The following is an 8,282-nucleotide window of genomic DNA, read 5'->3' as shown; positions in this document are numbered from 1 at the left end:
CCCCGGGGAATCATCTATGTGGAAGAGACCGGTGAGAGACCGGGACACTACTTCCTGCCCTCGCACCGCGTTCGCACTCGAATCCGAGTGAGCCCCTTGCCATCAAGCGAACCGGTGGATCAAGGCTAAAGGACCCCCTATAGACGGAAACGTGACAGCCCGCGCTGTGGCCGAGGGGCCCTTTCGCGGATAGCCGTCGCCGTCTTCCGTGTCGTTATTGACGGCGCGCCTTATCGTACCCGTAGAGCGGACATTGTCTTATTTCTGTTGACAGTCCGGAGTGGCATGGTTCGGGAGGATCCGGGGGCGGCAAGCCTCGCACTCGTGCGGGGCATCGTCCATCTGGACGAGCCGGCGGCGGTGTTCGAGGCGATGCTGACCGGCTGGGAGCGGCAGCAGCGTTCGCGTGGTTTGGTCGAGACGTCGGTCGAGCCGCGGCTGGCGTTTGTGCGCCGGTTCCAGGGTTTCGCCGAGGGGTATCCGCGGGAGTGGACGCCGGCGGATGTCGAGGACTTCACGGTGTCGCTGATGAGCGGTGCGCACCGGCGCAACCCGGCGACGATCCGCAACTACCATCTGACGTTGCGCATGTTCTGCGACTACGTCACGAGCGCGCACTACGGGCGGGTGCGCGAGTGCGCGGAGCGGCCCGAGACGGTGCCAGCGCAGATCTGCTTCGACTTCAACACGATTGCGCACCTGCAGGACGACGAGGGGCGACCGGAGCGGCGCCCGTTCAGCTACGACGTGATGGAGACTCTGTTCGACTTCCTCGATGACCGTGTCGACCGGGCCGCGCGTTCAGGACGCAAGAGCGGGCTGGCCGCGTTGCGTGATGCGCAGATGGTGAAGACGATCTACGCGTTCGGGTTGCGTCGACGGGAGCTCTGCATGCTCGACGTGGTCGCTCTGCGCCCGAACCCGCACATGCCGTAGTGGGGCACCTACGGGTCGGTGCACGTTCGGTTCGGCAAGGCTAGCCGCGGCGGCGTGCCCAAGCGACGCACCGTGCTCGCGGTTCCGGAGTTCGAGTGGGTGATCGACGGGCTGCGGCAGTGGGTCGAAGAGGCACGCTGGCTGGCCGATGCGAAGAATCATCCGGCGCTCTGGGTGACCGAACGGCGCTCCCGCGTGGACGTGAAGCAGCTGGACCGCCGGTTCCGTTGGATCTTCGACGGGGCGGGGCCGGATCCGGCGTTGACCCTGCACTGCCCGCGGCACTCGTATGTGACACATCTGGTCAAGTTCGGATATCCCGAGCGGTTCGTCACCGAGCAGGTCGGGCACCACTGGGGCTCGACGACGACGATCTACCCGTTGTCCGTGTCGAACGACTTCAAGAACAAGACGCTGAAGGCGGCGGCCCTGTCGAGGGTCTATGGCGAGAGGAGCCCGGTATGAGCAGAACCGTGTCGATGAAGTGGAACGTCCGCCAGGTGATGGCCGCGCGCGGCATCTTCCAGACCAGCGAGCTCGTCCCGCTGCTCGAAGAACGGGGTATCCACCTGACCCGTCAGTACGTGCACCGAGTCGTGACGAGCGCGCCGCAACGGATCAACACCGACCTCCTCGCGGCTCTCTGCGACATCCTCGAGTGCACCGCGGCCGACCTCCTCCAGCTCGAGGTCGTCGAGACGCAGGCCGCGCCGCCGAAGTCCATCGGCGAGAAGGGGTCGGGCATCGGGGACCTGCGCCCGATCCGCGCCCGAATCCGCACGCCCGGCGACCTGACATGAGAGGTCACGTCTGCGTCGAATGCGGCAAGGGCGACGCCTACATCCGGCTCCCGTACGGCGTGGATCTGCGTCGGGTGCAAGCGCCGCACGCACTACCACCCGGCCACCTGCCCGGGCCGTAGTGGCTTCCGCCCGCTCGACTACCGCGACGAGAACGAGCGGGCCGTCTGCGCGAGCTGCGCCGGTGAGGAGTCCTCGATCTTCGCCTGTCCGGACTGCGGACGCGAAGACCACCCCTATGGGTCGACCCGCGGCGCCCGCTGCATCCTCCGTGAACGCCTCATCGTGCTGCTCACCGATCCCGGCACCGGGGACATCGCCGCGCCGCTGCAGCCACTGTTCGACACGCTCATGGCGTCCGAGCGGCCGCAGACCACGATCTGCTGGCTGCGACGCCCGCCCGGGATCGGTCCGAGGCTGCTGCGCGCGATGGTGCTCGGGAAGATGGAGATCAGCCACGCCGCATTCGAGGCGCTACTGTCCGACCGAGCCCACAACTACCTCCGCGACCTACTCGCCGCCGTCGGCGTTCTCCCGCCCTACGAGCCAGCGATCGCGAGAATGACCCCGTGGCTCGACTCCAAGCTCACGGCGCTGCCGGCCGAGGAAGCGCGTCTCGTGAATCGGTTCGCCCGCTGGCGCGTGTTGCGACGCCTGCGCGGCCACGCCGAACGGGGCGAGCTCACCAAAGCAATGATCGACCGCGGCCGAGCAGAGATCACCGAGGCGATTCGGTTCCTCAACTGGGCACGTCACCACGGCGAGACGATCGACACCGTCAGCCAAGGGATGCTCGACCGCTACTTCCACACCCACCCCTCGAAGATCGACACGCTCTGCGCACGTTCCTGAACTGGCTCCCAGCCCGACCAGCCGGTCTCGAGATCGAGCTGCCGTCGGACCGGCAAGCCTCGCCGATGGTGACCGTTTCTGACGAGGACCGCTGGACCAGCGTCGAACTGCTCCTGCACGACGAGTCGATCCGTCTCTACGTCCGCATCGCCGGACTGTTCACGCTGCTGTTCGCCCAGCCGCTCACGTCGATCTGCCGGATGAGATCGTCACAGGTCGACGCCAGCGGCGACCGGGTGCTGGTGGCGTTCGACCGCGAGCCGGTCGAGATGCCGCCCGACCTCGACGACCTCATTCGCCGGCACCTCGGAGCACGCGGCAACGCTTCCTACGCCTCACGCGACAACGGCTGGCTGCTCCCAGGCGGCATCCCCGGCAGGCCGTTGCAGACCGAGAATGTCCGCGCCCAACTCGTCGAGCTCGGCATCAAGCCCCACGACAACCGCAAGACCGCGCTGTTCCAGCTCGCCGCGACGATTCCGACGCCCGTGCTCGCCGATCTCGTCGGTATCTCCCCGAACACCGCAGTCCGTTGAGCGGCGCTGACCTCCCGAAGCTGGTCTGCCTACATCGCGCAGCGCTGACGATCACCCGGCCCGCGGATCATCGACGCGACGACCCATCGCGAGGATCTCCTCGACCTCCGTCGTCGCGAAGCAGCCCCATCGCTCGGTCACACGCAGCCACGTGCCGCTCGGCGACCCTTCCCAGCTCGACGCATGCACGACCAATTGCTGGCCAGCGAACGGCCCCGACGCTGGGACATACGGGAACTCGCGGTGAGGAGGCTTGGGGTTCAGCTCACCGTGTCGAGCACCGGACTCGTCGAAGAACGCATACGCAAGAGCCATGCCTCGAAGCTATCCGAAAGCACCGACACCAGAGCCAGACCGGCCCTGGGCCGCGCGGCCGACTCGCGACGCCGCTGTCCCCGCTGCCGGCGAGGACCCTTGCATCCCTGGACCTTCCGAATATTGGCGCGGCGCAACTCGGTATGTTTTGCCATCATGTCAGCGAACCACCTGCGATAACTTGGTTGACATGGCACCTCGACCCGAGTTCACCGATCACGACTATGTGGACCCCGACGCCCCCGATGGCGAACTGCGCATCCGCCCTGATCACCCGCAGGTCCGCGACTTATCCTACGACCGCAGCCGGATGCGGCAGCTCAACGATCTCTACAAGAACGCGATCTTCGACCCAGGATGGGACCGGGCCGACGCGATCGACCCGGACGACGAAACCACTTGGCAGACCGAGCGTCTGGAGCTCTACATCAAGGAGCGAGCGCGAGGCGAGGGCTACGTTTCGGACTTCGTCTACAACAATCGCGACCTCCCGGTGACCGCGTACGGCATCTTGATCGACCGTGGTCGCGGCTTGGAAGTTGCAAAGCTTGAGCTGTTCCGCACCGCCTGGGGATACTTCGACGCGTGGGGAGACTTCGTCGGGCAGAGTGAGGAGATGAAGCGAGGCACACGTAACGAGCCCGATCAGCTCATCACCGCTGATGTCTTGCGACGGATCCCGCTCGGACGGATTGTCGCTATGGCGCAGCAGTCGCTGCTGCAAGAAGAGTGGCGTGCCGAGGGAGTGCAGGTTCTTATGGGGCCCGATCGCGGACCTGACGAGCTCACCCCTGAGGAGGTGGACGCCCTCGAGTCGGGCGTTCGGGCTGCGAAGCAGACGAGGCGAGGGCGCCCGCCTCTTCCGGAGAGCACCCTCGACGCCGTTGCACGCGCCTACCTCGACGAGGCGGCGGCGGGCGTTGGTCTCCTCAAGCGTCTTTCGCGACGCCTTGATCGCCCCGAAGCAACGGTCAGAGACTGGATCGCTGCTGCGCGCCGAGAGGGGTTTCTCACCCCGGCAGTTCCTGGAAAACGCGGTGCCGGTCCAGGGCCGCGACTGAGTGGCACCTCGGCCACGGGTGGCAGGTCGACAGATGCAGGTTGAGATGGATCCCGACGACACCCTCGTGGCGCTCTGGTGCGCCTGCGACTGGTGGGAGCACAGCGCACAGCGGCTCGAACAGCTCGCGGATGCGGGATTCCCAGGCGGCTCGCGTCTGGGAACCGACAACGAGGCGGCCGCTGTCGGCGAAAGCTCCCTCGCGGTATCGCGGTACGTCCAGGAACGAATGTGGAACGCAGCCCGGATGCTGCGCTCAGCGCATCGGCAGGTATTCGATACGGAGCCGGGTAGGTTCCATCTCGACGCAACGGTCCTGTATCCGCTGATGCGAGCAGCCGTAGAAGACGCGACAACCATCGTCTGGCTCCAGTCGCCCGGGAACCGGGACTCACGGCTCACCCGGGCGTTCCGCACTTTGTTTACCGACTCGCTCTACTTCAGCGAGAACCACCTGCTCCTCGCTGCCGCTGCTCCTGCCGTTGGCGCTGTGCCGTTGGAGGTGGGCGACGCGTTGTCTGCGCACATGACCGCCGAGCAGGATGCAACCCGGGCCCACTTCAAACGACTGGCGGGCGAGCTGGGCCTGGACCCGGACCAGTCGACGAGAAAGCTCTCAACCAGAGAGCCCGTCAAGGTTCAATACGGCGCCGATAGTGTCGAGCTCGCTACATGGAAGTTCCTCAGCGACTTGTGCCACTTCTCCTTCATGATGCTGCGACATCTGGCGACCACGCCAATCCTGGGAACGACGGTACCGCTGCTTCACGCCACGATGCTCCAGTTCGCTCAGACCCTCAATCGAGTGTGCGACGACGCGGTCGAACACGTCGAACGAGCAGGAATCGTCGGAGAGGAGTGACTCCACAGTTGACTTCGGCTCGGCGCCTCCACTGCTTGCAAGACGCACGAACGATCGCTCCGCGCCGTGTCCGATCCGCTCACTACGGTGGCCAGAGAGAACAACGGAGGCGATGATGGCGAAACCACGCGTGCACGAGATCGCGAGTGAGATGGGCGTGGACTCCAAGGTGGCTCTCCGAAAACTCCGCGACCTCGGCGAGTTCGTGAAGTCACCAAGCTCAACCATCCAACCTCCCGTCGCCCGAAAGCTTCGCACTGCTCTTGCGGCGCAGCACGACGCGCAGCTCGAGCCCGAAGCCGAATCGCAGCATCCGGACGCGGTCGCGGCACGGATACGTCGCGGAATCGTGCGCCGCGATGATACCGATTGGCCGGCCTATGGCTTCTCCCTGCAGGAGAAGACGGTCTGGATACGAGCCGGCGTCCCCGAGACCAAGGCGCATATCGCTGCCATGTGCCGCGACAGCGAGAGGCGCGGCACCTACCCGTCCCAGCTGACGCCCGCGACGGCTCTTCACAGATGAGGGTGTAGTTGGGGTCTGAATCCGCCGGTCTCGAGTAGGGATCTGGCGATGTAGTTGGTCAGGTTCCGGAAGCCCAGGGCCAGTCCGCGCAGATGCTCCAGTCGACCGTTGATCGCCTCGGTAGGTCCATTCGAGGTGCCGGGACGGTCGAAGTAGGCCAGCACGTCCACGGCACGCTTGTTCAGGGTCCGGCCCAGGGTGACGACCTCACTCAGGCCGTCGGGTACGCCCCGGGCGAGGGAGCCGATCAACTCGGCCATCACCTTCCGCCCGTGGGCACGCTCGGGTGCGCGGTAGGCGGCGATCATGCGTTGGTAGACATCCCAGGTCACCTCGACCGGCAGGTGCCTCTCGTCGGCGAAGAGATCCTCCAGGCGCTGGGTCTGTCGCTCGGTCAGCAGACTTGCTCCGGTGTGCAGCGTGCGCCGGGACCGGTAGAGCGGGTCGCCCTTACGGCCTCGACGTGCCTTGGTGGCCCGCTGGACCCGCCGCCGGCACGAGTCGAGGGCCTCACCGCCCAGACGCACCACGTGGAAGGGATCCATGACCGCGGTCGCCTCCGGCAGTTCCTCCGTGGCAGCGGACTTGTAGCCGGTGAAGCCGTCCATCGCCACGACGTCGACCCGATCGCGCCAGTCCTTCGGCCGGTCGGCCAGCCACGTCTTGAAGGTCTTCTTCGAGCGGCCCTCGATCATGTCCAGCAGCCGTGCCGGGCCCCGAGCGTCGCGGCTCGGGGTCAGGTCGATGATGACGGTGACGTACTTGTCCCCGCGCCGGGTGTGCCGCCAGACGTGCTCATCGACACCGATCACTTCCACGCCGTCGAACCGATGCGGGTCGTCGATCAGGACGCGCTTGCCCTCAGCGAGGACGGCGTCGTTGGCGGTGTTCCACGCGACCCCCAGGCCTGCGGCGACGCGGGCGATGGACAGGGTGCTGGCACACGATCCCGGCCAGGGCCCACCGCAGCCCCCGCCGGGAGAGCTTCGCCCTCGGCTGCGCCGCAGCAGTGGTGTCTTGACGCCACACGTGGCCGCATCCGATGCACTGGTAGCGGCGGACCGTGACCGCCAGCGTCGTCGGTCGCCAGCCCAGCGGTTCGTGCGCCAGCTCACGAACGACGGTGTCGCGCGGGATGCCTTCGCAACCGCATCGGCGGCACCAGTCGTCGGGTTCGAGCACGCGGCAAGCCAGCACCGCCCGGTCGGGTTCCAGGCGCTGCCCAGTCACCTCCAACCCGAGCTCGTCCAGGCGGGCGAAGGTCGTCAGGTCAGGGGCAGTGAAGGTAGCGTCAGGCACGTCGAGGTCTTCCCGATGGCCAGTGTCAGAACTTCCATCTTCGGAAGGCCTCGACGCCTACCCGGGGAGCGACGCGCCGCCGACCGCTACACCCTCATCTGTGAAGAGCCTCTTTGCCCAGTCTCCGGCGGGGCCGGGTTGTTCGTGCAGGACGAAGTCGAGAGCGAACGTGCCCTCGTCTGGCCGGATGTCGACGAAGGTGTATCCGCGCTGGCTGAGGTGCCCCTCGCCTTTCGCAGGGTGCGGCACCCACAGGCGTAGCCAGAGCGTGGGGAACACCTCCAGCTGGTTGACGAGGTCTGGCGCAGTGAAGGTGATGCGCCGGTAGCACGGGGTGTAGTCGTGGATCGCGGTGACGGTGACCGCGTGGTTGGGAATGCGCATCAGGCGCATCACGCCGCGCTGCCAGTTGGCCATCAGTGTGATTCCTGTCCGTGTGGTGTGGCGGTGGGTTCGAGGCGCCATCCGGCAGCGCGGCTGTGTTCGGCCCAGAAGCCGGTATAGCGGGCCGCCGGCAGCCAGGTTGGTTCCGCGTTGAACGATGCGGCCGTGCTCGTGTGCGCCGGAGACTGCTCAACGGTCGTCATGGCGTTTCCTCCTGTCGGGGTGCGAGTTCCTGTGCGATGCCCGCGAGGACGACGCCCAGTTTCCGTTCGAACCACTCGACCGGTTCCACCCGGATCGCCCGCACCATCTCCGCCCGCACCTCGTGCTGCCCTTCCGGTCCCGGTGACACAGGGGCTGTGCGCCATCCGTGTTCCACTCCGCCTCGAGCGGCCGTCTCACCTGGCTCGCGAATGGTGTCGAGCGCCTCGACACCGCGACGGTTGTCCGCCGCGAGGTCGAAGACGAGGTCGACGGCGAGCACGGCATCCGCGGCGATGAACCCCCGCTCCACGAGCGCTCCGCCTATCCGGTCGGCGAGTCCCACTATCGATGGCGGGATCACTCCACGCGAGATCGCGAACAGGTCAAGTCCCGTGTAGTGGTGTAACGGTTGGATCCTTCGCTGAGGGGTCTCAGGCGCTGAGTTCGAGGGCGTGGTCGGGGTCGGTGCTCACCTCGCCTCCGGTGGTCTCGACGGACGTGAGTCGGC

12 protein-coding genes and 1 pseudogene are annotated in these 8,282 nt (G+C 66.5%); 8 read left to right on the top strand and 5 right to left on the bottom strand.

Annotation, left to right across the window (positions count from 1 at the left end; all coding sequences use genetic code 11):
- Positions 1-324: 324 nt before the first annotated feature.
- The 5 genes from BSP109_RS17830 to BSP109_RS15870 all read left to right on the top strand — a co-directional run bounded on the left by BSP109_RS17830 (position 325) and on the right by BSP109_RS15870 (position 3,124).
- Positions 325-936, top strand: coding sequence for a hypothetical protein (locus tag BSP109_RS17830; protein ID WP_257944746.1), 612 nt, complete (start codon positions 325-327; stop codon positions 934-936).
- Between the two features lie 54 nt (positions 937-990).
- The gene (locus BSP109_RS17825; protein WP_257944745.1) at positions 991-1,401 is read left to right on the top strand and encodes a site-specific integrase; all 411 of its coding nucleotides are present in this window, start codon (positions 991-993) and stop codon (positions 1,399-1,401) included.
- Complete coding sequence (locus BSP109_RS15880) at positions 1,398-1,736, top strand: helix-turn-helix transcriptional regulator (RefSeq protein ID WP_101601903.1); 339 nt, start codon at positions 1,398-1,400, stop codon at positions 1,734-1,736. Before BSP109_RS17825 ends, BSP109_RS15880 begins: the two co-directional genes overlap by 4 nt.
- 285 nt (positions 1,737-2,021) lie before the next feature.
- Positions 2,022-2,588 carry a hypothetical protein gene (locus BSP109_RS15875; protein ID WP_101601901.1) on the top strand — a complete coding sequence of 189 codons (567 nt, stop codon included), beginning with the start codon at positions 2,022-2,024 and terminating at the stop codon, positions 2,586-2,588.
- Positions 2,589-2,656: 68 nt separating this feature from the next.
- The gene (locus BSP109_RS15870; RefSeq protein ID WP_146001204.1) at positions 2,657-3,124 is read left to right on the top strand and encodes a phage integrase family protein; all 468 of its coding nucleotides are present in this window, start codon (positions 2,657-2,659) and stop codon (positions 3,122-3,124) included.
- A gap of 51 nt (positions 3,125-3,175) precedes the next feature.
- Here the strand turns inward: BSP109_RS15870 and BSP109_RS15865 are convergent, their stop codons facing one another.
- Positions 3,176-3,439: a hypothetical protein gene (locus tag BSP109_RS15865; RefSeq protein ID WP_101601898.1), complete on the bottom strand. Its 264-nt coding sequence runs from the start codon at positions 3,437-3,439 to the stop codon at positions 3,176-3,178.
- 190 nt (positions 3,440-3,629) lie between these two features.
- On the opposite strand from BSP109_RS15865, the gene BSP109_RS17380 reads away from it, so the two are divergent.
- The 3 genes from BSP109_RS17380 to BSP109_RS18030 all read left to right on the top strand — a co-directional run bounded on the left by BSP109_RS17380 (position 3,630) and on the right by BSP109_RS18030 (position 5,887).
- Positions 3,630-4,544, top strand: coding sequence for a hypothetical protein (locus tag BSP109_RS17380; protein WP_180959794.1), 915 nt, complete (start codon positions 3,630-3,632; stop codon positions 4,542-4,544).
- Positions 4,534-5,361 carry a hypothetical protein gene (locus BSP109_RS15855; protein ID WP_101601896.1) on the top strand — a complete coding sequence of 276 codons (828 nt, stop codon included), beginning with the start codon at positions 4,534-4,536 and terminating at the stop codon, positions 5,359-5,361. Before BSP109_RS17380 ends, BSP109_RS15855 begins: the two co-directional genes overlap by 11 nt.
- Before the next feature lie 112 nt (positions 5,362-5,473).
- Positions 5,474-5,887: a translation initiation factor IF-2 N-terminal domain-containing protein gene (locus BSP109_RS18030; RefSeq protein WP_374700179.1), complete on the top strand. Its 414-nt coding sequence runs from the start codon at positions 5,474-5,476 to the stop codon at positions 5,885-5,887.
- Here the strand turns inward: BSP109_RS18030 and BSP109_RS15845 are convergent.
- The 4 genes and pseudogenes from BSP109_RS15845 to BSP109_RS15835 form a co-directional block, all read right to left on the bottom strand.
- Positions 5,878-7,186, bottom strand: a pseudogene (locus tag BSP109_RS15845) (ISL3 family transposase). The gene BSP109_RS18030 and the pseudogene BSP109_RS15845 sit on opposite strands and share 10 nt — an antisense overlap.
- Before the next feature lie 57 nt (positions 7,187-7,243).
- On the bottom strand, positions 7,244-7,603 hold the full coding sequence (locus tag BSP109_RS15840; RefSeq protein WP_180959793.1) for a siderophore-interacting protein: 360 nt from the start codon (positions 7,601-7,603) through the stop codon (positions 7,244-7,246).
- Positions 7,603-7,773 carry a hypothetical protein gene (locus tag BSP109_RS17375; RefSeq protein WP_159456922.1) on the bottom strand — a complete coding sequence of 57 codons (171 nt, stop codon included), beginning with the start codon at positions 7,771-7,773 and terminating at the stop codon, positions 7,603-7,605. The genes BSP109_RS15840 and BSP109_RS17375 overlap by 1 nt, the downstream gene beginning before the upstream one ends.
- A complete protein-coding gene (locus tag BSP109_RS15835) occupies positions 7,770-8,084 on the bottom strand; it encodes a hypothetical protein (RefSeq protein ID WP_101601892.1) in 315 nt (104 codons plus the stop codon). Before BSP109_RS15835 ends, BSP109_RS17375 begins: the two co-directional genes overlap by 4 nt.
- Positions 8,085-8,282 lie beyond the last annotated feature (198 nt).

Origin of the sequence: Brevibacterium sp. Mu109, assembly GCF_900169375.1 — a bacterium.
Classification (GTDB): domain Bacteria; phylum Actinomycetota; class Actinomycetes; order Actinomycetales; family Brevibacteriaceae; genus Brevibacterium; species Brevibacterium yomogidense_A.
This window is presented reverse-complemented; position numbering and strand designations above follow the sequence as displayed.